The sequence below is a fragment of the Bacillus mobilis genome (assembly GCF_001884045.1).
Taxonomy (GTDB): Bacteria; Bacillota; Bacilli; order Bacillales; family Bacillaceae_G; genus Bacillus_A; species Bacillus_A mobilis.
The window spans coordinates 1-26036 of sequence record NZ_MACF01000135.1; the positions used below are offsets into that span (position 1 = coordinate 1).

The following is a 26036-nucleotide window of genomic DNA, read 5'->3' on the forward strand; positions in this document are numbered from 1 at the left end:
TATTGATCAGAATCGCTTGTGCTTTATTTGGATAGATACGAAATTTATACGCTTTATTGATCATCCTTGGTTTCACCTCCATTTCGGTATATGTCTATTATACACCAAACATATATTCGATTGATAGTGAAGTGATTATGACAAATTGTCCGGTAACACTTTACATATGTCGAACAATTAAGATGACTTCCTGTCATCTCTTGTTCGAAGCCAATTCATCTCCCACCTACTCGCCGGGCTACGTCCTTCACGCTCCTTGAGGAAGGATTCTTCTTGGCTAAATTGATAAAAATTTTGCATAATCCACTTTCACCTTAACTGTTGACACACCAAATACCTTTTCGTAAAATTCGATAGACTTCTCTAAATTCGTAACATTTATGCCAACGTGAACATATCTCATAGCAACTTCCTCCTTTTTATATGTTATTAATCAATTTTTTTTGATTAATAGTACAAAATTTTAACAACAGCTACCTTTGCCTGTTTTTCTAAAAATACAACACAATTCTTCTGATAATAAATTGTTTACTTCCGCATCATTTAAATCATAATAACTCCACGTACCTTTTGTTTCTTTTACAATTAAACCTGCATCTAATAAAATCTTTAAATGATAGGACAACTTAGATTGCGTCATGTCAAAAACCTCTGTTAAATCACATACACAAGTCTGGCCTCGCTGGCAAAGTTCATACATAATCTCTAAACGCTTCTGATCCGCCAACGCTTTAAACTTTTTCTCATATAACTGAAAATCTTGTGCCATTTTAGTTCACTCTCCCTTCATCAACTTTTTTTGATATTTATAGTATATACGCTGATTAATTTATTATGCAACTGATTAATCAAATTTTTTTGATTTAGAAAAACTTCCTCACATCATATCTTTGCTACAACTAAAAAGACCATAGCCTTTTCAAAAATAAAAAACTATGGTTCTTTTTACAACTTAATAGTTACAATATTTCCGAGGAATGGAGTCTCTATAACTGTTTTAAATTTTAATTTGACCATTATAGAGTAGTGCCCCATCAACATCAAGCTAAGAAAAACAAATACCCCCAAATGAAAAAAATCGATATAACTCTTCGGCAAATAAAGACAACTCTTGTTTTTCTTACATATTCATAAAAAGCACGTCATCCTTTCTCATTAACATAAGAGAATAGTAATGTGCTTTTCATTTCAAAAATAGTCTAAATCCTTAAGTTGATGGTTGTGGAGCGGGACCCCAATAAGAACGGTATCTAAGGTTGTATGAGAGGTATTAGTTCCATTCCAAAGGCCTCAGCCGGCGATTAACTCAAGTACCGATTTCGGATGACCCTCATGTGATGAATTTCGTGTCCTGCGATGCCGTACGCGAGGGCGCGCACCGTAATACCTAGGTCGTTGGCTGTGCCCTTGCGGGTCCACGCCTCCGCCGGTAGCCCGCGCAGCAATGTGATCGTTGATTGCCGTACGGCCCGGTAGTCTTCGGCCAATTGCGCGGTTGTCCAACTTCCGAAAGGAGGCATGAATAATTCCTGATCGAAACCAGTCAGAGGCGTCTGGTCCCCTCTTGCGAACCGGAGCAGGCGGTAGGTCATGACACGTTCCGCATCTGCAATGTGGCCCACGACTTCTTTCAGCGTCCATTTTCCTTCCGCATACCGATATGCGGCCTGGCTTTCGGTCAACGATGCCAGGAGCTCGGTCATTTGCTTTTCCTGGGCGAACAGAATATCGATGATGTTACCGTCCGGCACCAAACGGATATATTCGCCGGAGTTCCCGGCGTATTCTTCTTCTGAAGGTCTTTGATTCATGCGTATTCACCTCTTTATGTACATATAGAAAATTATAGCACTCGTCTATGTCTAATAAATTCGCGAAATGATAGAACTTCCCTTCTAATAATCGAGAATAAGCAACTATTTAGTTGGTCAGTCGCCACACTATCCTGATTCGTTAGCACAATAAAAATTATCTGTTATACAATATTTCGAAGTTATTAATATATATAGGTAACACTTTTTTTAATTTAAAGATGGATTTTCAATTATATTTTGAAATGAACCGGAGTAAAACACGCTAATCTAACTACTTTTTTATACAAGAAGTTATACAAAAAAGAATAGCGAAGATCCCTAGAATCCCCGCTATATCAATGATGTATAAAATCTTGTGTAAGAGATAGATAGACATAGAGACAACAAATTTAGTAAAAACAAGGATTCTATGAAAAACTTGCTACCGATAATAAGACATTATGTTAATCTCACATGTATAGAATATACAACCAAAATCAAACAACATATCATTTCTCTCAAATGATAAAATAGGAAAAAAAAGGGGGTCGGAAAACTAATGGAAGACTCTATGTTTGCGTTTCGAGTTGTTTTCAATGCACTAACATCATTCTTTTCCAACGGGGTCTGGGTCGTTTTGTTCTTCTTCTTGTTAAATAAAACGTATGAAAACAAAACTTTCAGAACAGCATCGAGTATTATTACTGTTGTTGTCTTAGTATTTTATTTGTTTTATTGCATTCGGAATAGCATGTAATGCCTTTCTTTGAATAAGAGAGGTTTACTTTACTTCCAATACCGAGAATTATGTAAATAAGCTGTCCATGTGGACAGCTTATTGTTTTTTTGCTTAGCGTGCAAAATTCGCGTCTTGTTGGCGGTACCCCATTGCCATCAACCTAAGATTTTATAGCACCCCCAAAACGGAATTTTGTACTATCTTGTAACAAAATGCTCATTTTTTCGTTTTGAGGTATTTGCGTTTCTTAGTCTGATGGTGATGTGGTGGGACCCAAAACAGTACAATTTTATTTCAAAGACACAACGATCTTACTACACACTTTTTATTTATCCCACACTCTCATCTGCTAGTATTACTATTTTTTATTACTAATGTTGCCGTTTCACTCGGATGGCTAAGAGGAAAATGATGGCCATATGGAACAAAATCAACCTTACCAAGATGCGATGGAGCAGAATAGCCTCTGTCATAATCCCCCCAAATAATGTGAAGATTATACTTTGTTACTTCATTGAAATCACCTTGATCGTTTTTCAGTAGTAAACTATTAAGCTGAACCGTAGTATTTAAAATTCTAGGAGAAGTAAAACTGTTCCTTATTTTTTCGATATAATGTTCAGGGATGCTCTCCATACTTTCAAACAAACCATTACTTAATAAATATCGCCCTATGAAATTAGTAGTTGCCAGTTTTAATGTCCATTTGTTCATAAATTGAGGAACATTTAGCGATGTAGCATTTTTTTTAATAACAGGTGGCTGAAGTAAAGTGATTGAATACTTCTGATCTATGTACTCTTGTACCAATGCTTCCAGAAGAATAAACGCACCGAATGAATGGCCAATTAGATGTGCACCATGAGTAGCTTTCTCCAATAACTTTTTCACTACATTCAAATAGATATCTAGAAGATTTTTCTCTCGTTTAAAAGGAGAACGTCCCAAACCTGGAAGATCCAAGATCCATACAGGTTGACCAGTTTTTTCATGAAGCTCTTGTGCTAAAGGAAATAAATCCTCTCCATCACTCAATAAACCATGTAATAAAATAAATGGTTTACCCTCTCCTTGTAATTGATAAAGGGTAGTGTTATCGCATAATGTTCGTTTAAATAAATGATTATGCTGGCCATTTTGATATATCATTCGATAATCCAGATCTGCTACTACGGCAGGGAAAAATTTTATTACACTCGTCTCCTTAAACCAATCTCCTCCCATAATTTTTTTCGCTGAAACATTTGAAAATTTTCGTTTTGTAATAAAATTCAGTCCATCCGAAGGAATTTTTGTTATTTTACTTACTCCACTATTCATAATTGCTTTCATAAGTGGCATTGGGACAGAGATTTTTGGTGCCCTCATATTCATACTTTCCGACATAATACTTAATAATTCAGCAATGTTCTGATCGTGCTGTTTGTCTTCAACAAGTGTATATGTTTGAATAGTCGGTTGTTCCAATCTGAAAACCTGCACAATAAACTTCGCAAGCTCATCGTTTGAAATAAGTGGTAACCTATATCCCTTACCTCCAGGAATCACTGGCATGAGCCCTCTTCGCATACTCATCACAAGCAAACCTAATCCTGCTATCTGCTCTGTACTCCCTGTTTTACTACTACCGACTACAGTTGGCGGATTAATTACAGAAAGCGGATAACCTACCGCTGATGCCTGGTGACGGATATAAAGATCTGCTAAAAATTTTGTTCTCTCATATGGATTTTTTATTTTCAAATCATTGTTTCCTTCTTTAAACGCATCAATTGCAATCTTGCTATTTTGATCATCAAAGGGACTCATATAACCTACAACATGAATAAATTGTTGCAAGCCCTTCAATTGATGAATACTTTTAGCTAATTCACTAATATGTTTTGCACCATTTAAAAATACGGAAGATGCCTCTTTATTTGTCGCTTGAATATCCATGGGGCCTCCTGCGTGAATAATCACATCCGTTTTCAATACCCTCTCCTTATCTTCAGCACTTAGACCTAAATCTATTTTCGTCAAATCACCTTCAATAAAGTGCATAACTGCCTTTTGTAAGATGCCTCTTTCTTGAAAAAGGCGTATTGCTTTACTTTTCGACCTCACTAAAAGAAGGATTTTAACATCCTCTTTGGCTAATTCTTTCACTAATTGCTTTCCAATAAAGCCTGTTCCACCAATTAAAAATACTGTTCTCATATAAGACCTCCATTTAGTACTATACAGTACTAATTTGATGTAAAAAAAATGCTTCTTTTATCGAAGCAATTTTAAAAAATGATCTGCTGTTTTCGTGATTACAGTTGCATCCTTCAATGTTTCTGAAATAAATAACGCTCCTTCAAGATTTGTAATAAAAAGGGATGCAACCTCATCAATATTAATCGTATTTCTGAATTCTCCATTCTCTACCCCTTGTTTAAGTAATAGAGAAACTTTCTTTTGTAATCCTGTAAAAAAAAGACCTATTTTTTCTTTTATTTGTGTGGCCTGTTTAGGACTTTGAATATAAAGAGTAATAAATGGACAGCTCCCCTTATACTCTCTCGACTGAACTCCTTGTGATAATTGTTTTAAAAACAGTTGGATACGATCTTCAACTAAAAATTGGTTCTGAGAAAGTACGTCATCAATTGCAGATTGATACATTTCAATCCAATAATCAACGACCCCTTCTAATAGTACTTCCTTATTAGAAAAGTGATAATACACATTAGACTTTGAAACTTTGCTTACACGTACTAATTCATCCATACTTGTATAAGCAAACCCTTTTTCTAAAAATAATGTTGCAGCTACTTCAATCACACGTTTTTGATTCATTAATTTTACCTTTGTCATAACTAGAACTATATAGTACTAATTTAAATGTTGCAAGCATGTATCTTAATTTTGAAAAAATTTTGATTAAAAAAATTCTACTAACATTGATTTTACTGCAAAAAAATCTTAGCATCAGTGTTACGCAAAAAAGAAAAGGAGTGGATCCCCCCACTCCCTTTAACCATCTACCCCTGATTCCTCTGCACCTCTCTAAACTCCTCCTTCACCTTCTCTAACAACCCTTCTTCCGTAATTAATCGATACGCTGTATTTGCTAGTGCTTTTGCGGATGTAATTAATGCTTTATCTCCTAATTCTGAACGTGCTGCTTCTCTAAATTCATTCGTATGTGCAATTAAATTGTCTGGACCGATTTTAATGTATGGGTGAATTGTTGGTACGACTTGACTTACGTTTCCTGCGTCTGTTGAGCCGATGCCAAATCTTTCTTTCCTATTTACGTCCTCACCTTGTAATTCTAGTTCTTCGGCTACGACGTCATTAAATGTTTTTGTTACGAGTAGTTCATCGATTTCATTTTGGAATTGATGAATTTTCACTTTCGTACCTGTTGCTAGTGCTGCTCCCTCTGCGATATTTCTTACTTTCTCTGTTACTTCCGCACATCTCTGTCTCGTTGCTGCGCGGATGAAGAACCTTGCTGCGGCATAGTCAGGAATAATATTCGGTGCTTTTCCACCCTCAGTAATAACGCCATGAATTTTCACATCTGACGGAAGTTGTTGGCGAAGTGCGTTAATGCTGTTATACAGCTGGATAATCGCATCTAATGCGTTAATTCCTTCTTCTGGTGAAGCTGCGGCGTGAGCTGTTTTTCCGTAAAAATGAAAATCAAGTGGATCGACTGCTAGTGAAGGGCTCGTTGTCGCAGTTTTTCCGCTCGGATGAATCATAAGTGCCGCATCGATATCTTTAAATAAACCAGCTTTTACATAACTCGCTTTCGCACTACCGTTTGGCCCTCCTTCTTCAGCCGGAGTACCAAACACAACAACTTCCCCGCCAATTTCTTCAAGCGTTTCTGATAATGCGATCGCTGCCGCAACGCTAATTGTGCCAATTAAATTGTGACCACACGCATGACCGAGTCCTGGTAAAGCATCATACTCAGCTAAAAATGCGATAACTGGTCCTTGTTTTCCTGAACTTTTTCGCGCGATAAAACCTGTTTCATGTCCAGCTATATTGTGTTGTAATTGAAAACCTGCGCTTCCTAGTAATAAACTCAACGTTCTTGATGCGTAAAACTCTTGGTTACCAATCTCCGGATTCGCATGAATATCGTGACTTGTTTCTATGTACTTTTCCTTATTTCTTTCAATACTCTCTTCAATTATTTTCCTTTGTGACGTTACTCCTGTCGCTCCCATTTTTCTTCCCCCTTATATTTTCACATAAAAAAGCCTCTTTCTAAAAGATAGAAAGAGGCTTCTGCATATACAGTCAAAATGAGCTTCTTTCTTATCTTTCAAGTTACCTTGCTGGAATTGGCACAGTATTCATAACGAATCTGCTGCCGAGGTGTCATAGGGCCAGTCCCTCAACCTCTCTTGATAAGAATTTTCATAAAATTATATTAAATTACATTCATTCTAAGTTCATTCCGATTAAAAGTCAAGGAATTCCTATCCGAATTTACCGGATATCTAAAAACCCTTTTAATACACCAATTGTTTCTTGTGCTTGCAGCCTTGCACATACGTATGGAAATTCCGTACTACCTTCAAACATCATTTGAGATGTGAGTGGCGCTCCTGCCCAGAAGATTTCATCATCGATTACGATAAACGGGAATGCTTTGTTTTGTCTTTGTAACTTTACATTTTTTAACGGAACTGGTCCATCACTATACACTGTTATTTGCGCATTTGTACGCATTAACGCTTGCCATACTCGTTTATCCACTTGCTTTGTGCTTGGAAGTGAAATAATAATCTTTCGTTTTGCAGCTAAAATATCTTTTAATAACACTTTCGGCTCTTCAAGATTCATTTCCATAAACCAGCGTAAACGTTTCGAAATTTTCCGCTCCCACAATTGTCTTGATGTCGTGCGATCATACACATCTCCGTGACGTTCTATATGAGCTGTTAATTGTGATAACGCTTGTTTTCTCGAAAGGTTTTTACGCATATAATGGCAATCTGATAATTGAATGAACTTCCCTCTCGCTCTCGTTACAGCTACATTGACGAGGCGATGGTTTTTATGGTCAAAGAATAACACGCCTGGTCGTTCTTGCGGATAACTATCCACTGTATCAAATATCATCATATCTCTTTCAGACCCTTGAAACTTATGAACCGTCGCCGCTAAAACTGGTATGTTTTGATATTTCGTTCTCTGCAACATTTCTCTAATGCACGTTGATAAAAAGCGGGATTGTGCTCTGTAAGGTGTAACAACACCGATCGATTGAACACCATCTAACAGTCCGATTAACATCATTTGCATCGCTACTAAACCAGACATAATGTTAAAACGAGAACCTGAAGCAGCATCTTTTAACGAAAAGGCGCCCATTAGACTCGTATCAAATAAAACACTCGCCTCATTTGCGAATGGTTGCAATTGCGCAAGTTCTTTACGGTCTGAAACAGACGGATGATCATACACTCTATTTTTATAAATAAATGAGTTTGTAAACTTAGATATATCCGCATGCATACGTCTTTGTTCCTGCAGCATAAAGAGGTTCGGATGTGCTTCTGACTTATTGACAGACTCAACAATCCCGGCATGGTAAAACATATCTTCCCCGAGCCATTTTCGAACGAGTTCATGGTTCGCCATCGCAATTGGAGGTAACTGTAAAAAATCACCACATACGACGATGCGTTTTCCAAGTGATGCAGCTAATGCAATTTGCGGAACATATGCCATACTCACTTCATCTACGACAACTAAATCAAATGTACGCTCATAAATCAATGAATCAATGGCACATTTCGATAAAGTTGCACCGATTACTTTTGCATTTTCAATGTATTCTTTTTCTACTTCTTTAATTTTCGCTTTTTGCTTTCGAAGATCACTTTCAATCTCTTGTATACGCTTCTTATCAGCAGAAGTCGCTTTATATGATAAAATCTTTTCACGGAGATCTTGTCGTGTTTCCTCTAAATAGAGTCTTTCTTCTCCCCAAGATCCGTTCGTCGTTTCAACTAACTTCGATGCAAGCAACGTTTCATGATTTCGTATATGATCATGTTGGCTATAACCGTAACGAACAATTTCGCCAGGCGTCCATTTCTTTTTCTTCTCAATTTGCTTCGTTACTTCACTCATTAATACGTCCACTGCCGCATTACTATGAGCTAGCACAAGTACCGATTTTCCCTTTTGATAATGCGCCGAAATAATACGTGATAAATTGTAAGACTTCCCTGTTCCAGGTGGTCCCCACACGTACGTTGTCGGATTGTAAAACGAACGATACGCCAATTCATTTTTCGGATTTTTCATCTTCTCAATATGTTTCGGACTGCTCGTCCCATCAACAAGACGCTTTATACGATTACGTTTTAACTTATCTTTATGTGCCTCTTTCAATCGCTCTTGTAGTTGCTCTAACAATTGCCACGGTTCACTGTATAAAACAGCCTCTCGTATTTCACCTTGTATATAATCATTTAATTTCAGTTCTATTTCTAATCCGTGTACAGATAATACTTCCCCTGTCGCTTCCTCACCATCAAATTCAATTCGAATTGGTGAACCTTCAGGTAAGCTTACTTCCGAAATAAGCTGAAATACGTATACTGTACTTTCATAATCTGTATATAAAAAACGACCGTTCATGATAGAAATTTTACTACCACCTATCGTTTTCCAATGTTTAATTTCATACGCTAATGCATAATGCCACTCTTTCATCGTTGCCGATAATGAAGGAGTTTGAGTAGGTGTATTCATCGTATAATCTCCTTCCTTCTCCCCAAACATACTTTCTCACTATACCATATAACACGCTAAAATTTGTAAGGTTTTTATCTTGCTTATTTTCTTAATTTTCAATAATATATTGTATATAATTTTCAGAAAGAAGGAATCTACATGCCAGTTAGAAGAATCGAACACGTTGGACTTATGGTTGCAAACTTAGAAACATCTATTTCATTTTATGAAGAAGTAGTCGGCTTACAGCTCATTAAACGTATGGGGCACCCGAATCCAGACTTACAACTCGCTTTTTTAGGTGTAGAAGAATCGAAGGAAACGATACTAGAACTCATTGAAGGCTACAACTCTTCTCTTCCGGCAGAAGGAAAAGTACATCACATTTGCTTTAAAGTGGATTCATTAGAGGATGAAATCGAAAGACTCAAGAAACACGAAATAACCTTTTTACTAGGAGAAGAAATTGAAACATTACCAGATGGAACACGTTACATATTCTTCGCTGGTCCTGATGGAGAGTGGATTGAGTTTTTTGAAACGGAGAGATAAAAAACCTTTATTTTGCAGGTTAAAAACAATCATTTTATGAGGAGTAGAGAATGATCAATACAATCTATATTATTATTTTTTGGATCCTTATACTCTTTCCAATCCTGTATGTAATTAAGATAAAACACTGGAATTTAAAAGTAGCTGCCGTATTTGTTGGAAGAATTCTATTAAGTATTATCTTTTTCATAAATGGAATAACTTTTGGAATGCAACGAAATTGGTCAGAGCCTCCCTATGAAACAGAATGGGATTTCTTTATAAAGTCTTTGCAACATGGGAAAACTGATGCACTTATAGAAGTATTTCTTCTAATTATTATCATTACTTTAGATTTAGCAGTTATATTTTTTTATAGAAATAAAAAGAAATAGGATATTCTCTCCTATTTCTTTTCTTAATGATATAAAAATCTTTCAAATAGCTCTAACTTGCACAATGCTTTCCGTTAATATAATACGCTGATTCTGTGAAAACCGTAAATACAACCTCTACTTCTGGAAGTCCAAAATCCATTACATATGTAGTAATGGCCTTGGCAAATCGATCACGAATTTCCTGTCCACGCTCGAACCATTTCACTTCAATAAGAGGAAACGCTTCTATTTCTTCTCCATTGAATACAAACGTAGAACTTGGTAGTTCCAAGGTAAAATTATCCGTACCACACTCACAGATTTCTGCGAGCTCTTCTACTAATGGCTTACTTATGCTTTTTAATTGTTCAGTAGTAATTCCACGAAACACAACATGCGGCATGTGAATCCCTCCGTTACATAGCTTTATATTTGCTCATATCATAACACAATTTATTTTGCATCACTAACATATGATCATTCTTAAGAATGATCATATGTTAGTGATGCAATACATGTATTGTAACCTGAAAAATAATAAAGAGGTATTGTCACATCGGTATCAAACTAATAAAAAAAATACTCCTAAATAAAAACACGCTACTCTTTCTGTAGATTCATAGGAAAGTATAGCGATGAGATATTCCCTCTATTTCTCCCGTATCGATACGCGAGAATCAACATTGTTTATTATATGCCAAAACAATAACAAAAACGGAACTGTTTTCAGGTCTCTTCTCGCATTTTTCTGTTAAATTCCTTAAACAACAACTTAAGTCCTACAACCATCTTTATTCCTAGTTACTAAATATTAGTTATGTTCATAATTCCGTAACATGTATAGACAGGTATATATGTTACAATCAACTTAGCAAATTACAAATAAATTTGCATTTCCTGTGCCCCTTACCTCCCAGTAAGGGGCGTACCCTTTTATAAATAATTATTTCAATACAACTTTTTCCACAGTACTTTCTCGTCAATTCCACAAGTTTAAGAACTCTCATACGTTACCTTTTCCAAGGAACTATATGCCGATACACGAATCCCTATTTATATAGAGATTTTTTGAATTACGTGTCCCTCATTATTTACTATAACCACGATTCAGTTTAGTTAACTTTTCATTGATGTGAAAAATTCTTACTCTAATATCTTTAATACCAGATGCTTGAAGTCTGTTTTTGTGCATTTCGGCGTATTTGTCAGCGTCTTGTTTTTCTTCAAATACATAGATGCCTCCAGCTTCTTTCGTTTCTTCGTTCTCCGTCCATATTTTCCAATGGAATCCTTCTTCTTTATTAATACTTTTTGCTAAATCCAAAAATGCTTTTTCCATTTCTTCACCAAAAGGACCTTCAAACGGAAAATCAACTTGTAGTAAATATGCCATTTTCACTCACTCCTATGTTCAATATTTTCAATTCGAATGCATACAGTGTAACGGCTGTTTTCATAATTCAATAAAAGCTCCCAGATTGCGGTAGATATTTTTAAATATTATTTTGTTTTTTTGACTTGATTATAATAAAAGATGGACTTCGCGATTCGTTTATTAAATCTGGCATTTTCTCTATCCCTGCCAAAGTTGATTGTGGTTCGATTATTTTATCCAGCGAAAACCCGTGTTCAATTAAAGTATTTATTAATGTGGCAACTGTTCGATGATAAATAACCACACTATCGTCAACAAACCAGTTGTGTACTCTGATTCCTTCTTCTTGATAATTATCTAATGCCCAGTGTGATTTATTACCATCCTCAGTTTTTATCCAATGGTTGCTCCCTTTGCGAGCTGTTGCTACTGGGTGTTCGGTTGAAAAGATAAATTCACCACTGCTTTTTAATAGTTCATTAATCTTTTGAATCATTGCCGAGTAATCTTCAATGTAATGTATAGAGAGGGAACTTATAATCAGATCAAACTTTTGATTGGTTAGTCCCATATCCTCCATAGGAAGACACATAAATTCTATGTTATCATCCTGATTTAACTTTTTAGCACGTTCAATCATATTTTTGGATATGTCTACACCTACTACGTTTTTTGCACCATTTTCTATACAATACTTTGAAAAATGACCATCACCGCAACCCAAGTCTAATACCGATTTTCCTTTCAAACACAGAATTAATGATTTGATTGCTGGCTGTTCTATGAAGTCATTAGCGTTTATTCCACTTTCACGCAACGCTGTGTAGTTTTTGAAGAAATTCGGATTATCGTAAACATTTTGTTTCACTTACATCACTCCTCTGATAAGTTTTTCATAGATTAAGCTGACTTCTGTTTCCAAATTATCATACTAACCATAAAAATTTTGTCATCCTTTTATTATGTAATGTTTTTTAGGAAGATATCTCGAACTCAATACTTTCACAATCCTGCCCGTTTGCTGAATAAACTGCTGTAGATACTATACTGTATTAAGAAAATTAACCTTTATTTTAATTTTCAAAAAATATTACATGAAATTAAACTTATATAATGTTAGCTTGATGGGCATAGAGCACCGCCCACATTTTAATTATTTTATGGGCCAAGCAATTCTCAAAAAAGGATAGCATGATTTTAATTATGATTTTGATTTAAACAATGCGTTCTGAGACACTACTCTCCTTCTAAAATAGCGTAATAATATTCATCCCACCATTCATTTCCATGGGGTATACACTTCCTGAAATATCCTTCTCTTCTCATTCCAATTTTCTCCATCAATCGATATGACGAGGTATTTTGGGGCTGACATGTAGCTATAATTCTATGTAATTTCATTTCCTTAAACCCATATTTTAATGTAGCTTGTGCTGCTTCAGAAGCATATCCTTTATTGAAATATTTAGGATTGAATACCCACCCAATCTCATAAGTATGGTCACCAAAATATTTATGAAAAACAATATGACCAATCAGAATATTTTCATCTACCAGTATCACAGGAAAGTTCTCTGCATTTTCACCCATATTTCTATTTACAAAGTTTCTTGTATCTTCTTCAGTAAAAACCCCTTCAGGTATGTATTTCATAACATTGCTATCTGATGTATACTCATGGACATCTTGCCAATCTTTGAACTCAAAATTTCGTATTAATAATCTTTCTGTTCTTATAAACATTTACTTTTCTCCTCTCAAAAAATCGTGTCTTTATTTCAAATCCACATTCAACCCTTAAACTATCTTACAGATTCATCATAGAAACTACATGAATAATAATTTGATAAATATATCATATAACAAATATTAGCATTCATACATTTCGAAAATTATGTTAATTAAGGACAAAAATAGCTTTTTCTTAACTATTCTAAATTTCGTTTACTACTAACTTCATTTTACTTAAATAAAATGCTGGATCTGATTTTTTTTGCAACTTCTTGTGAATGAGTAACAACAATTACGCATTTTGTTGAGTTTAAATTAAAGTCTACTTCTCCCTGATGTTTCCCCTTTTTATTAAGTATTTCAAATCTAACATGTTGTGTATATAATACATAAAGATTATTGGATTTTGAATCAACATATACGCCCCTTTTATTTAAAAATAAGAAAACCCCATATTCAATAAAAAATACAGGGTTTTTATAAAACAGTTTATTTTGTTTACTGTTATACTTAGTCGAAAGAAGTTCGTAAATGAAATATTACTTATCTAATTAAGAAGAATTTAGATTCCAGCCCAAACATCTTTTCCATATCGTCCTTCATCTTGCACACGTTCCAACCAATCCCTTGCTTCTTGTTCACTGACTTCATGAATTTCTTGATAGGCTTGACAAAGGGTGTCTTCTACGTCAGGAGCCATTTTACTTCCATCACCACATATATAAAGATGAGCCCCATTATCTAATAACGAAATTAAATTGATTCTATCTTGTTTTATTAAATGCTGTACATATGTTTTAGGAGATCCTTCTAAGCGAGAAAAAGCTGTGTGTAAAGAGATTAATCCATCTCTTTCATCATTTTCTAGTTCTGTACGATAGAGATAATCTTTTTCAGGATGACGACAACCAAAATATAGATGTGCTTCTCCTAAGTTCATACCTTTTTGCTTTTGAACACGACGCGCTTGCAAGAATCCACGGAATGGTGCAATTCCAGTACCTGGTCCAACCATGATAATTGGTGTTTCTGGATTTTCAGGTAATTGAAAGTTTGATTGTGGCGTTCGAATGAAACAAATAATCTCATCTTTATTATGGCGCTGAGCTAAATAATTAGAAGCGACTCCTTCATATGTCCCTACCCCACTCCATGCAGGTGCATGAACAACACCAACCGTAATGCTCAGACAATCCTGCGCAACGAGTGGAGAGCTTGAAATAGAATAGTAACGCGGTTTGAGCGCAGGAAGAAGTTCTAAAAAACGTTCAAATCGGATTTCACAAGCCTCATACTTTTCAAGAAGATCCAACATTGACATACGTTTCTTTAATATTTGTTCATGATAAACTCCCTCTTCCAATAATGATTCCAATTCCTTTTTATGAGGAGGGCATGCTGTGAATGTCACCATTTCTCGTATTTGTGCTCGAGTGGCTGCTTCTTGCACTTCTACACTATAACTAAGAAGGTCATATAAACGAACAGGACTGTCTAAAGGTATGTGATTTACACTGCGCCCACTTGCGCTCAATATGACTTGATCCTTTCCGTTTAATCCAAAGCGTTTTAAAATTCGGTTGACATTTTTCTCACTATTAATTGGCAGCACCCCAAGCTGGTCTCCTTCTTTATACGTAGCGCCTTCTGGCAAGGATATCTCAATATGTCGCGTGCTTCTTTCGCTGCTAGATGATTGAAGCTCACGATTTTCTAGTATAGATGCATAAACCGCTTCATATGTTCGCGCAAGAGGAGATCCTCCAAGACGACTAACAAATTGTAAACTTAATGTACTGCGTTCTTTCTCCATGTTTTTGTTAAGTTCCAACCCAAATGCCTTCATCGCATCAGACCACATACTTTGTTTCCATTGCTCGAGCTGTTCCTCGAAATCACCACTTGCATCCGCTTCTCCACGTGTAGAAAATCTTGTTGCTCCTTTTTGAGCCATTTGCTCATCAATGTATCTTGGAATTCGTTGATAGGTACTCGCCCAATTATGATCTCCACAACCAAAAACTGCGTATTGAACACCTTTTAGCTCATCTGGTTTTAATTGCTCCAACCATTGCACAAACTGCCCTGCATTACTTGGCGGTTTTCCATTATAAGAAGAAGTTACAATAAGAACCGCTCCTTCTTTCGGTAGACTTCCAATTCGATCGTTAAGAGCTACCACTTCCGTTTGAACACCTTCTAAACTAGCTGTATCTGCTAGTTCTCTTGCAATACCTTCTGCTACCCCTGTATCCGAGCCATACAGAACAAGCAACGAAAGATTATCGGCTCCAATAATAGAAGAAGTCTTCTGAACTTGCTGCTTGGTTTCATGGTTTTTCAGTTTCTCCTCTATAGGCGCAAGAACAGTAGTATGGCTAATAGTCTGATTTCGGGGTAGAATCCTAATTTTAAAATCACCAGGCTTTAACGTTAATGTTTGTTTTACGTCCAGCTGATAGTCTTGATAATCAATGAATTCAAAATGTTGAAGAAGCATGCCCATTACAAGTGTGGCTTCATGAAGTGCAAACTGCATACCGATACATGCCCGTTGACCATTTCCAAATGGCTTATAAGCATGATGAGGAACCTTATCCAGATCTTCAAATCGTTCAGGTTGGAATTCTTCCACGTTTTCTCCCCACGCGTCTCTATCCCTATGTAACTGTGGAATAAGAACAGAAATACGATCTTCTCCTTTCTTAATTGGATATTTCCCACCAATCACTGTATCTTCTTTTGCATAGAGACTGAATGCTGGAGCAGTAGGCCATAGACGTAGCGATTCATTTAAAATCATCCGGATATACTTAAGTTTCATAACTTGTTGGTATGTTGGAGTAGGATCTGTCAAAACCCTATCTACTTCTTCATAGGCTTTTTTCAATTTATCTGGATTCTTTAATAAAAAATAGATTGCAAAAGATAATAATCCACTTGTTGTTTCATGCCCAGCTATTAAAAAAGTAATAATTTGGAAACGGATATTTTCATCATCTAATTTTTCACCAGTTTCCGGATCCTGCACATTTAACATACGGGAAAGTAAATCATTCTCTTCCTGATTTCCACTACTTTTACGTTCAGCAATAATATTATCTACTAAAGAAAACATAGATTGAATATCATGCTGAAATTGACGTTTCGTTCTCCACATGAGTTTGTCTTCTATATCCAGCCGCTGTAATTGGTGCATCGCCTCATCTAGAGCACGGCTCATGCTAGTAATAAAAGGATGAGGGGTCTCACGATAAAAGCTATTAAATCGATAGTTAAAACCACATAGACCAATTGTATCCAATGTAAGGCGAGTCATATCCTCCGGTACATCTACGCTTTCATTCGGATTAAGCCGTGCCCATTTTTGAACGAGTTGTACGGCAAGATCGACCATCATAGCATGATAATCTTTCATTGCCCGTTGGCTGAATGTAGGCATCAAAATATTATGAGCTTTTTTCCAGTTAGGCTCGTGAGTCTCACTTGTAAATAATCCATCTCCAGCAAAGGCGCGAACTTTTGCTAAAGCACCCTCTATACTTTTATCAAATCGTGTTTCGTCACAGACTTCTGCTACCAGTTCATGTCCAGAAACGACAATGATGGTATCACTTAAAGTTTGAATTTGAAAAATGGGACCATACTCTTCCGCTATCTTGATAAAGGATAGGGTCGGTTTATCTTTATCGATTAATGGGAGATTCCCCAGCAATCCATATGTTTTCGGTTGAGGAATGGCAGATACTTTTTTATCCATTAAGAACACCCTTTCAAAAAAACATGAAATAAAATATCCCATTCAATAAACAATGAATCGCCTGGGATAAAGATATGTAATTGATTACCTTATTTTATCTTTTCCCTAACTATTCACGATTATGATATTGCTTATAAGGTTGGTAATCTAAGTTGTTTGTTGCTATTACATGTATAACTTACAGAAAAAATACTAAATGAAAATGAAGTATATTATTATAATGTTTATAAGAAATTGAGAGCTAAAGATTGTAGTATTAGGAAAACCAGTAGCTTCTCATGTCAATTCAAACAAATACGATAAATAACTATACTGTGTTGCTAATGAAAAAGGATCTGATATGAATATCAGATCCTTTTTACTATATATAATTATTTCGCTGATTCTTTTCCAGATTTAAATACCAGCGCCTTAGCAGCAGAAATTCGCATTTCTTCATAGTCTAACTAAACAGTAAAAACTTGCAGGAATCATGATCTAAAGTTTTATTTTTCTCTAACGATTTAACCTCTCGACAGCTTCCGCGCTTGTATCTACACGTTTAACGAAAAAAACTAATAGTAAGGCAACAATATTCATGCCAAGCGCTACATAGAACGAATATTGAATTCCGGATAATAAAGCCTTCTGAGTTAACATTGCCTTCGTAGCTTCGGTGAAGGTTGTTGGATCTACATCCGCCATTAGACTTTCAGCTTTTGTTTTTGTTACAGAATTCATAATCGTAACAAGAATAGCAGTACCAATCGAACCGGACACTTGTTGAGCTGTATTATTAACAGCTGTACCATGCGGATTTAAACGAGTTGGTAATTGATTAAGTCCGTTTGTCATAAGTGGCATCATCACCATAGCCATCCCAAACATCCGCAGTGTGTAAATAAGAATAATATGTGTGTGACTAGAGTCGAGTTGCAGGTTGGCCAGCATATAAGTTGAAACAGCTGTAATAGAAAGTCCTACTATACCAAGAATACGCGGGCCATATTTATCAAATAGTTTACCTGTAATTGGTGACATAATCCCCATTATTACCGCACCTGGAAGCATCATGAGCCCAGAGCTCAGCGGCGAAATACCGCGGACGTTTTGTACATATGCTGGTGTTAAAATCATACCCGAAAACATGGCCACTGCGTTAACAATCGCAATTACAGACGCAAGTGCAAACATTGGGTACTTGTAAACACGTAAATCCAATAACGGTTCATTCATTTTTAATTGACGGATAATAAAAGCAATTAGAGCAATAGCGCCTATGATTAAGGTTGTTAAAACAACTTTATTCGTCCAACCATCGGAACTTGCAGAACTGAATCCATATAACAAACCACCAAAACCGATAGAAGATAATAGTAATGAGAGATAATCAAGTTTTGCATTTTTATTTTGTTTCATGACATTCTCCGATTTCCAAATCCCTAACAGTAAGCTAATGATTGCTAATGGTAATATCATTTCAAAAAGCAAGCGCCAGTCATAATACTCTACAATATAACCTGATAGTGTCGGTCCAATTGCTGGAGCTGTAATCATAACTAACCCAAAAATCCCCATTGCTGTTCCCCTTTTTTCTCTAGGAAAACTTACTAGCATAATATTCATTAACAAAGGCCCCATAACTGAAGAACCTGCTGCTTGAACCATCCGGCCAGTAAGTAATAAACTAAAGTTCGGTGCTAAAGCCGCTAAGGCCGTACCAAAAATAAAAATCAACATAGATGTAATAAATAAGCTCCTATTGGAGAATCGGGTTATTAAAAATGCCGATGCCGGAATTAATATACCACTTACAAGCATATACCCTGTAGAAAGCCACTGGATCGTTGAATAATCATTAATGTCTAAATCCTTCATTATGGATGGCAAAGCTACATTTAAAAGCGAGTTATTTAGAAATGAAACAAATGCCCCAATAAAAAGAATTACAAGCATTAAATATGGTGGTTTTCTTTTATGTAATGTTTCACTCATATATTCATTTGCCCCTTCATTATAAATTCCATTGATCAGTTTAAATCGTTTGTATATCTGCACAAGAATACATTGTCCTTGCAGTATTTTGCCAAACTCTTCGAATGGATATTCTCTTTTTAGTAATTCTACTTGCTCAACATAACATTTTAATTTTTTTGTTGATTAAACCTTTATAAACACGTTTATTAAATTAGGCTGAATTAAACAAAAGGAGCGACTGAAAATCCCCTTCTAACTTCTTTGCTTTCGCTGAACTTTGAGGTAGAAGTGTTTTGTTGTCTACAAATAGCCGGATAAATCAACAAGAACATACACCTATTCCTGTAAATACAGGCTTGTAAATCTAGTTATGTAACCATCCATAAAAAGGAATATTACATAGGCTAAGTCTAACATTACATTTTTAAAGTGAGGGGAATACGCTTATGTACCAATATTGGTATTTGAATTCAAATGGAAACGGGGAGCAATATAATAACCAAATTGCAATGTCATCATTATATTTACAGCAACAAATAGCGAAAGCTGAGGGAATGAATGATTTGAAGGTTCCTGAAAATTGGAGTTGTCGAGTCGATCCATTTGGTTGGGATTCACCAGCCAATTATACGGGTTTCAATCCCGGGCCCCCTCCCTTCCCTTTAGGTCAGCCAATCCATTATGCAGGGATGATACCCCAAGGACATGCTGCTAATTGGGCTCCATTACAAGGCCATGCAGGTTTTAATTTTCAAAAACCTGCATGGCCCCAACCATTCAATCATACAGGGATGTTCGCACAAGGTCATATCGCCGCTTTATTATCACCGCCAGTCAAGCCTTTTCATTTTAATACCAATAATAACTGGGGTATTTTTGGAAACCATCCAGGCTGGGGAGGACAGGTAAGTCCCATGGGATGGGGGAATAACGGAATGCTTGGAAACTTACTGACAGCAGGAAAAGGCACCATGAATGGAATCGGAATGCTTAGTAGTCTAATCGGTATGGGGAAGTTCTTCTTTTAGTTAATTAGAGCAGGCGGATAGGTCCATAGCCCATAATAAAAAACATCTATTACCTTGTATGTAATGACTTGATAGAGGTGTGGTGACATCAACAAAACGCAAGTTTCGTACGCTAAGTAAAGCGCTACAAAAAAAACCGGTTTCTTTACGAAAGAACCGGTTTTTTGTAGCGTTTATTTATTTGAAAAGTCGTCAATTTTTTTCACTAGTTAACACTTTGAACACGGCCAATTTGTCCATCTTGTAATCGAACTTTAATGCCGTACGTATGTGTTTCACTATGCGTTAAAATGTCTTTCACAACACCACTTACAGTTTTACTATAGTCATTATCCAATTGAATAACTACATGTGAACCAACTGAAATTTGTGATCTTGTTGGTTTCCCACCTGTTGCTTGTGTTGTTTTTTCTTGTTTTTGTGTTCTCTCTTGCTGTATAGACTGTTGTTGCTGAGTTTTCTGCTCTTGTTGTTTACGTTTTTCCTCTACTCTTTGTTGCTCTTCTTGTTTACGCTTCTCTTCTTCTGCCCTTTGTTGTTCTTCTTGCTTACGCTTCTCTTCTTCTGCCCTTTGTTGTTCTTCTTGCTTACGCTTCTCTTCTTCTACTCTTTGTTGCTCTTCTTGCTTACGCTTTTCTTCCTCTGCTCTTTGCTGCTCTTCTTGTTTACGTTTTTCTTCTTCTACTCTTTGTTGCTCTTCTTGTTTACGTTTTTCTTCCTCTGCTCTTTGTTGCTCTTCTTGTTTACGTTTTTCTTCCTCTGCTACTTTTACTTTTTCTTCATCACCTTTACAAGCACTTAAAGCCATTACACATAAGCTCATAAGTACACATAATAACAATTTCTTTAACATTGAAAAATCCTCCTATATATACATTACAAATCAATAACTGTCATAGCATAACAAAAGTACATGTATTTCTTTGTCACAATTTGTCGTATATATGTAATTTCTACTAAAAGACTGATCCTACAATAAAAGCGAAGATTATTATATCTATTCGTGCACAGAAATTACATTTGTTTACTAGTCAATTCAACTTAATTAATGAAATACAAAGAAAACCTTTATCTTATGTATGAAAGGATCTTTCGATTGAAGATCCTTTTATATTGCTATTTTAATGAAATAAATTGGTTAATTTCATAAAGCTCTTCTAACTTTCCTTGCAAAACTTAGCGGATCATCAACGTCTTCAATATTAACGTAAATCAAATTTGGATCATCACATAACCACTCATTGTGTATAGACGAAACGATTATTCCTTGTTTAATAATTGTAGCAACAAATCCATTGACTTCCTTCTGCAATAACGCTACCCGCCCTAGACATAATGCTCGTCCAGTTTTATTATCTCGTGATTCGAATGAAAAAGAACTTGTTACTCTAAAACGTTTTCCTAAAATAGTTGCTTGTATTTCATCCCAATTTATTGTTGCCACGCATTTTCCACCGGCGAATCCTTCTTGCCCACCGATAATTCTCGCAAACTGTTGACAAATTAATTCATCATTACACGCCATACCTTGCATCATCCCCCCTTTTACTATTAGGTTATGAATGAATACTTAGGTCTGAAACGGTAATGAATCTATTCTATTACAAAAAGATTATCGGAATCTAACGAAGTCTATTATATGGTAAGGCATTTTTAGAGCGCATAAAAAAACACCCTAAGGTGCCATCCTCCGACTTGAAAATCATATCTATGTATGGAGAAATTTAGAAAAGAGAAGTTTCTAACTATAATTTATATAGCTCTTATACCAAGAATTACTTACATACATATTTCCTTATTTACTGGAAGCAGAATCCCATTATATTACTTTCTGATTAGTCTCGTTAAAGCCATCCCAATAAATCCAGCACCCATCCCTATTAGCCATCCGGCATGAGTATCGCCTAATATAGATCCCACTCCGCCGCCAAGAAACATGCAGCCAACAAATACTAATCCTCCAATTCCCCAATTCGGTCGTTCCATAGTTCCATCACATCCCTTCCATAAAACATATGCGATTAACTAGCCTAACTTTCTTGCATAGGATAGTTAATTATTTTGCTTATGTTTAGCACTTCAGGGAATTCAAAAGATGAGGCGATTGGCCAATTTGAATAGATTGCAGAATGAGAATTTCATTTTTTCATATTATAATAACTTAAGAATGTGTTCCACAATTTATGACTCAGCCCATCGCTATCAAGCTAAGAAAAGCAAATCCCCCAAAAACAAAAATTATATGCATCATTGACTACTGTTAATGATACGTTATGTCATACAATGGAGTTAATATTAGAAAACTGTGAGGATGATTAACGTTGATAAAATTTGTAATTAGTTATGCTGTAAGTCTGTTTGCTTTTATTTTTGGATGGTTCTTGATTTCATATATTTCTCATCCTAGCTTTATTCACCCGAACGTTGTATTAGGATTCATGAAAACGATCGTCACTTATGGTAGTATACCGGCTCTTGTAGCTTGTCTAATTGGAGAAGTGCTATACAGGAAAATCAAGCGATGTAGAGAATTTAAATTTGGAATTCCTATATTTATAGGACAAGCAGTTATCTATACACTTATACCATTTCTTTTTCTTTTTCCATTTAATGTTTCCCATTTCTTTGATTTCGTTGTACCTGTAATTATGGGGTCCTTAGCTTTTTATTTCGTACGTAGAAAAATATAATTAACTTCAAGAGTGTGGCACTTAGTAAAACCATACTGTATAACCATACAGAGCTCAAGGAACGCATCAATTCTTGCGAAATCAACAAGAAAAAGTATTTGTGGACTCTAGGTTTAAACAAAATGAGAACAATCAAGATGCCGTCATTGCTTCTCTTAAAAGAAGAATTGAAAAGATAGAGAAAAAGAATAAGTAATTGCGTGAAAAAGAAAATGTAAAGCTTACTGATTACTTCATGAGGCTATAAAATTAGGACCGTACATAATAGACATATCTAAAATGTACGGTCCTTTTGTTTACTAGTCGTTCACTTATCTAACCTAAAGATAAGTATGTGACCCTTTTACAATTTGAATTTCTTTTTAAACTTCTTATATTTTCTATACGAACGTCTAACAATGTTTAACATCCAATATGGTATTTTAATAGGGAAAGGAAATTTATAAATGAAAGGCAAATAAAATATAAAATATGCCTTTTCTAGGTCTCTCCACTTACTATCTTCTTTTGTTTTTAAGAAATCAGATACATCGACTACATATCCTCTTCCGTTCTCCATCATCACATTTTTCCCGTGAACGTCACAAGGGGTTAATCCTTGTTCCCTTGCATACTCTAAAGCTTCATTGATATCAAGGATTACCTGCTTAGGAATTTTAATCCCCTTATGAATAGCATCGTATAAGGTAATTTCTTTTAAACGTTTCAATACTATGAAATTTTCTCCTTTATATATAAGCTTCGAATAAGAAGGATGGTCTCCGATTCTTCGGTATACTTCTGACTCTTTTTCAATTCCTTCTCCTTCTCGTGCGTAAACCTTCACTACCCAATCTTTGTATTCTTTGTGCATAAATACTGCGGCATAATTCCCTATACCTAAACACTTCCAAAGTCTAGGAATATCTTTAACTACTACAGGCTCGAATTCATCCTCACTTCTTATGCTTACCTCTTTTAATAAGTCGTCCTTTATCAATCCCACAAAACTGTTTATACTCATCATTTCCACTCCGGTTTTGCTAAAAGGGGTCCCACCCACATTTTAACGAAAATATACACTAAATGAATTTTAGCATAAAACGAGTCATCTTTTTTCACTTCCATTGATTTTTCATTTCTAAATGTCCACATAGGAAAAAGCAGTTTTCTATGTACTTTACTTTTTTAATACTAAAATTCCATCCTAGTTTAGTTCTTTTATAGATTCTATACATACTTTTAATACCCACAGTAATAAAAAAATACCCGTAGATAAAACACTCTTTTTCAAGTGTCCTAACTACAGGTACCAGTTTAATAGACCTGTCTTTTTTTTGCTTACTTGATTTCAACTTTGTAGCCGCCATCAATTAACAAGTACCATTTACCAGCACCGTATTTCTCTTTACTTACTTCAAACGCTTTAGTACCTGTAACCTAAATGTCAGGATTTAGATCACTTAAAACTTTTGAATTGTCGATACCTGTTTCAGTTGCGTAGCTTGCACTCGCTTCAACATCTGAATCATATTTTGTACCCTTCTCATCCACTAATTGAACAGTTGGCAATGAGAAAGAACCTGCTGGTTTATCAGAAGTATTCTTCATGTTGTACTGAACAGCTACAATAGTACCACCTTCACTTGCATCTTTCTTAACAATTTCAGGCCCTACTGATGATTTTCCTTCCACCTTTGTAACTGTTACATCAACTTTCTTAACTTTCACTACTTCGTTGATTTTAAAAGTTTTGGCTTTTTCTTTTTTTTACTTCTTCAGAATCGCCTCCACCTACAACAGCTGCGATAATACCTAAACACCCAAATTTAAAAAACTTTTTCATTTTTATGCCTCCAAAGTGTTTTATGTATTTGACACGATGATTAGTATAACAATTTTTTCAGATGTTACCATTCAAAAATGTAAGATTCCTAACTTTACCATTAGCCTACAAACCTTGCTACAATTTGCTATTTACCTAGGTTTATTTATTACATGTCGAGTTTTGCAAAAAAATATTTTTATATACTGCGCACCTTATAATAGAAAATGGTAAGATTTTCTTCTATTATAAAATAGTGTTTTACAAATTACATACACGAGGAGCTGTTTCAATGTTACACATGCGAAAAGTATTAACTGCTGCACTCTTATCTTCATGCATTATCGCAACTGGGTGCCAAAAAGAAGAAGCATCAAAACCACAAGTAACACCTAAACAGGAACAAACAAAAGAAAACAAGGAACAATCAACCAAAACCACAGAAGGAAATGCACCTTTAACAGTAAATGAACCACAACCTCAATTAGGAAATGAAAGTTTCACTAATATGACCTTAGAACAATTAGTTGTCGATGACATACGCCTAGTTGAGATCGACAAAAGTTTACTCGTACTCTATAAAACAAGTACACCTAATCGCGACAAAGGGAAGTACGATTTAAAGTCATATAAGTCTCTATATTCAAATGGTAAATGGCAATTCAAAGACAAAGAAGTCAGCGCAACAGACATGTGCGAAAACCCTAATGCTGTCGAGATTGGTATTGGAACTATTTCATTCCAATGTAAGGAAGGTACAAAAGAAGCCACAAGACTTTTCTTTAACGACAAAGGCGAAGTTTCTTTTAAAGAAAACGTACAATTAGAAAAAGCTGAACTGAGCTATAATAGTCTAGAATTCAAATCCTCACTTGTAAAAACAGACAAAGGACCAATGATTCTAACTAACACTGGAAAAGAAACGGCCACTTTAACTTCCTTAAAAGACGGCAAAGAAATAGAAAAAATTGAAACTCCTGGCTTCTCGACGACAAATGGAGACTTTATCAATACCACAAAAAAAGAAATAATTTCTAACAAAGAAGTATATGATTACAAAAAGAAAGATTACGCATGGGGTAAAGATGGTCAAAAATTAGAACTGAAATTCAAAGGAAGATTAATCGGAATCGATAAAAATAAAAACTATTACTCTTTTGACAATACCAGTCAAAGAATAAACATCGAAGGTGGCGCGAAGAAAAATTACGAAGTAATGCAGACAAAAGGCGGAGAGAACGACACACCAACTTTCTCAAAATTTACTGGTTATTATAATAAAGACGACCAAGAGATTTACAATATTTCCGGAGATGAAATCCATTATTACGGATATTATCTCTATAAAGGCAAACCATCAATTTTTAATCAGATTTTTTCATTTAAAGCAAGCAAATAACAGTATATTCAAAAAGAGGAGTGAAATGATCACCCCTCTTTTTGTTACATAGCCCTAAAATGTATTAAATCATTTCAATAAATAAGACTCATAAGGAGCAGATACTATGCCA

24 protein-coding genes, 1 pseudogene and 1 riboswitch are annotated in these 26036 nt (G+C 35.5%); of the genes and pseudogenes, 6 read left to right on the top strand and 19 right to left on the bottom strand.

Going from position 1 to position 26036, the window contains the following annotated elements; translation table 11 throughout:
• The 4 genes and pseudogenes from BAQ44_RS26055 to BAQ44_RS26070 all read right to left on the bottom strand — a co-directional run.
• A partial coding sequence (locus tag BAQ44_RS26055) for a helix-turn-helix domain-containing protein (protein ID WP_148662578.1) occupies positions 1–64 on the bottom strand: 64 nt, incomplete at its 3' end.
• A gap of 222 nt (positions 65–286) precedes the next feature.
• Positions 287–403, bottom strand: a pseudogene (locus BAQ44_RS26060) (VOC family protein); the annotation flags it as partial.
• Between the two features lie 60 nt (positions 404–463).
• The gene (gene arsR, locus BAQ44_RS26065) at positions 464–769 is read right to left on the bottom strand and encodes an arsenical resistance operon transcriptional regulator ArsR (protein ID WP_025708626.1); all 306 of its coding nucleotides are present in this window, start codon (positions 767–769) and stop codon (positions 464–466) included.
• A gap of 532 nt (positions 770–1301) precedes the next feature.
• A complete protein-coding gene (locus BAQ44_RS26070) occupies positions 1302–1811 on the bottom strand; it encodes a DinB family protein (protein ID WP_071724589.1) in 510 nt (169 codons plus the stop codon).
• A gap of 541 nt (positions 1812–2352) precedes the next feature.
• Between BAQ44_RS26070 and BAQ44_RS31875 the strand changes: the two genes are divergently transcribed.
• The gene (locus BAQ44_RS31875; protein WP_002170404.1) at positions 2353–2550 is read left to right on the top strand and encodes a hypothetical protein; all 198 of its coding nucleotides are present in this window, start codon (positions 2353–2355) and stop codon (positions 2548–2550) included.
• Positions 2551–2874: 324 nt separating this feature from the next.
• On the opposite strand, the gene BAQ44_RS26080 is transcribed toward BAQ44_RS31875, so the two are convergent.
• From BAQ44_RS26080 to BAQ44_RS26095, 4 genes are all read right to left on the bottom strand, one after another.
• Positions 2875–4731, bottom strand: a complete 1857-nt coding sequence (locus BAQ44_RS26080; RefSeq protein ID WP_071724591.1) for an alpha/beta fold hydrolase — start codon at positions 4729–4731, stop codon at positions 2875–2877.
• A gap of 57 nt (positions 4732–4788) precedes the next feature.
• A complete protein-coding gene (locus BAQ44_RS26085; RefSeq protein ID WP_001072320.1) occupies positions 4789–5355 on the bottom strand; it encodes a TetR/AcrR family transcriptional regulator in 567 nt (188 codons plus the stop codon).
• Positions 5356–5540: 185 nt separating this feature from the next.
• Entirely contained in the window at positions 5541–6746 is a 1206-nt protein-coding gene (locus BAQ44_RS26090) for a M20 family metallopeptidase (RefSeq protein ID WP_071724593.1), read from the bottom strand.
• An 88-nt stretch (positions 6747–6834) separates the two neighbouring features.
• Positions 6835–6936, bottom strand: a riboswitch (SAM riboswitch).
• A gap of 75 nt (positions 6937–7011) precedes the next feature.
• Positions 7012–9321 (bottom strand): AAA domain-containing protein, encoded by a 2310-nt coding sequence (locus tag BAQ44_RS26095; RefSeq protein WP_071724595.1) that lies wholly within the window; start codon positions 9319–9321, stop codon positions 7012–7014.
• 111 nt (positions 9322–9432) lie between these two features.
• On the opposite strand from BAQ44_RS26095, the gene BAQ44_RS26100 reads away from it, so the two are divergent.
• Positions 9433–9825, top strand: a complete 393-nt coding sequence (locus BAQ44_RS26100; RefSeq protein WP_061677736.1) for a VOC family protein — start codon at positions 9433–9435, stop codon at positions 9823–9825.
• 50 nt (positions 9826–9875) lie between these two features.
• The gene (locus tag BAQ44_RS26105; RefSeq protein WP_071724596.1) at positions 9876–10199 is read left to right on the top strand and encodes a hypothetical protein; all 324 of its coding nucleotides are present in this window, start codon (positions 9876–9878) and stop codon (positions 10197–10199) included.
• Positions 10200–10251: 52 nt separating this feature from the next.
• Here the strand turns inward: BAQ44_RS26105 and BAQ44_RS26110 are convergent, their stop codons facing one another.
• The 6 genes from BAQ44_RS26110 to BAQ44_RS26135 all read right to left on the bottom strand — a co-directional run bounded on the left by BAQ44_RS26110 (position 10252) and on the right by BAQ44_RS26135 (position 19021).
• A complete protein-coding gene (locus BAQ44_RS26110; protein WP_001120973.1) occupies positions 10252–10584 on the bottom strand; it encodes a DUF1904 family protein in 333 nt (110 codons plus the stop codon).
• Positions 10585–11268: 684 nt separating this feature from the next.
• Complete coding sequence (locus tag BAQ44_RS26115; protein WP_061677738.1) at positions 11269–11574, bottom strand: monooxygenase; 306 nt, start codon at positions 11572–11574, stop codon at positions 11269–11271.
• A 100-nt stretch (positions 11575–11674) separates the two neighbouring features.
• Positions 11675–12424 (bottom strand): class I SAM-dependent methyltransferase, encoded by a 750-nt coding sequence (locus BAQ44_RS26120; RefSeq protein ID WP_071724599.1) that lies wholly within the window; start codon positions 12422–12424, stop codon positions 11675–11677.
• A gap of 368 nt (positions 12425–12792) precedes the next feature.
• Complete coding sequence (locus BAQ44_RS26125) at positions 12793–13299, bottom strand: GNAT family N-acetyltransferase (protein WP_071724601.1); 507 nt, start codon at positions 13297–13299, stop codon at positions 12793–12795.
• A 550-nt stretch (positions 13300–13849) separates the two neighbouring features.
• Positions 13850–17047 carry a bifunctional P-450/NADPH--P450 reductase gene (gene cypD, locus BAQ44_RS26130; protein ID WP_071724603.1) on the bottom strand — a complete coding sequence of 1066 codons (3198 nt, stop codon included), beginning with the start codon at positions 17045–17047 and terminating at the stop codon, positions 13850–13852.
• Positions 17048–17542: 495 nt separating this feature from the next.
• On the bottom strand, positions 17543–19021 hold the full coding sequence (locus tag BAQ44_RS26135; protein WP_071724605.1) for a DHA2 family efflux MFS transporter permease subunit: 1479 nt from the start codon (positions 19019–19021) through the stop codon (positions 17543–17545).
• A gap of 428 nt (positions 19022–19449) precedes the next feature.
• Between BAQ44_RS26135 and BAQ44_RS26140 the strand changes: the two genes are divergently transcribed.
• Entirely contained in the window at positions 19450–20031 is a 582-nt protein-coding gene (locus tag BAQ44_RS26140) for a hypothetical protein (RefSeq protein ID WP_071724606.1), read from the top strand.
• 205 nt (positions 20032–20236) lie between these two features.
• Here the strand turns inward: BAQ44_RS26140 and BAQ44_RS26145 are convergent, their stop codons facing one another.
• From BAQ44_RS26145 to BAQ44_RS31225, 3 genes are all read right to left on the bottom strand, one after another.
• Entirely contained in the window at positions 20237–20884 is a 648-nt protein-coding gene (locus tag BAQ44_RS26145) for a YwbE family protein (RefSeq protein WP_071724607.1), read from the bottom strand.
• 291 nt (positions 20885–21175) lie between these two features.
• Positions 21176–21556, bottom strand: coding sequence for a DUF1259 domain-containing protein (locus tag BAQ44_RS26150; protein WP_071724627.1), 381 nt, complete (start codon positions 21554–21556; stop codon positions 21176–21178).
• Positions 21557–21855: 299 nt separating this feature from the next.
• A complete protein-coding gene (locus BAQ44_RS31225; protein WP_000441003.1) occupies positions 21856–22017 on the bottom strand; it encodes a hypothetical protein in 162 nt (53 codons plus the stop codon).
• A gap of 335 nt (positions 22018–22352) precedes the next feature.
• On the opposite strand from BAQ44_RS31225, the gene BAQ44_RS26155 reads away from it, so the two are divergent.
• Complete coding sequence (locus tag BAQ44_RS26155; protein WP_071724609.1) at positions 22353–22721, top strand: hypothetical protein; 369 nt, start codon at positions 22353–22355, stop codon at positions 22719–22721.
• A gap of 343 nt (positions 22722–23064) precedes the next feature.
• On the opposite strand, the gene BAQ44_RS26165 is transcribed toward BAQ44_RS26155, so the two are convergent.
• Both BAQ44_RS26165 and BAQ44_RS26170 read right to left on the bottom strand, forming a co-directional pair.
• Positions 23065–23724, bottom strand: a complete 660-nt coding sequence (locus tag BAQ44_RS26165; RefSeq protein WP_071724611.1) for a protein kinase family protein — start codon at positions 23722–23724, stop codon at positions 23065–23067.
• Positions 23725–24140: 416 nt separating this feature from the next.
• Positions 24141–24431 (bottom strand): DUF4352 domain-containing protein, encoded by a 291-nt coding sequence (locus BAQ44_RS26170; protein WP_071724613.1) that lies wholly within the window; start codon positions 24429–24431, stop codon positions 24141–24143.
• Positions 24432–24826: 395 nt separating this feature from the next.
• Between BAQ44_RS26170 and BAQ44_RS26175 the strand changes: the two genes are divergently transcribed.
• Positions 24827–25924, top strand: coding sequence for a hypothetical protein (locus BAQ44_RS26175; protein ID WP_145925755.1), 1098 nt, complete (start codon positions 24827–24829; stop codon positions 25922–25924).
• Positions 25925–26036 lie beyond the last annotated feature (112 nt).